Source organism: Aestuarium sp. (assembly GCF_023253315.1).
Lineage (GTDB): Bacteria > Pseudomonadota > Alphaproteobacteria > Rhodobacterales > Rhodobacteraceae > Marivivens > Marivivens donghaensis.
The window spans coordinates 1-546 of record NZ_JALRGW010000208.1 but is presented as its reverse complement, the minus strand read 5'-3'; the positions used below and the strand labels follow the sequence as shown (position 1 = coordinate 546).

1 protein-coding gene is annotated in these 546 nt (G+C 59.0%); it reads right to left on the bottom strand.

Annotation, left to right across the window (positions count from 1 at the left end; all coding sequences use genetic code 11):
- Nucleotides 1-381 (bottom strand): transposase (locus AC1QQ2_RS15035; protein ID WP_479713754.1); only part of this gene is annotated, 381 nt, incomplete at its 3' end.
- Nucleotides 382-546 lie beyond the last annotated feature (165 nt).

Sequence of the window (546 nt, the reverse complement as noted above, 5' to 3'; positions counted from 1 at the left end):
TGGGCGGCTGCGGAACGCCCGCAGGCCACGTGGGCTGACATTCATCACCCGGCACAACCGGTCGATTGGGAAGACACCGCGCTGTTCTTCGACGAACCTGAACCTCACGGCTTTTGGCTCGCGAAGAACTGGGTGGCTTTTTTTTAGGATGTCCCCCTCCTCCTTGAGGATGCGGATCTCACGCCGAAGCCGTTCATTCTCCCGCGCCAACTCGCGATCCTCGGCTGCGACCACATCCGTGTCGCGGTGCGCGTTCACCCACTTGTTCAAGGTCGATAAGCCGACCCCCAGATCATCCGCAACCTGACGCCGCGAAAGCCCGCTGGTCAACGCGATCCGCACCGCATCCTTGCGAAATTCGTCTGTTCTTCCTGTGCCCATAGCTCTTCTCCTTTGCTGCACATTACGTGACCAAAGGAGCGGCACCAAACCGCGACAGGTCCAATCTGCATGCTGTCACCGATAGCCTTTGAACGGCAGCAGAAACTGAAGCTGCAAGGGGGCTAGGAAACTAGCGGCTATTCAGATCCCGTCCTGCGCGACATT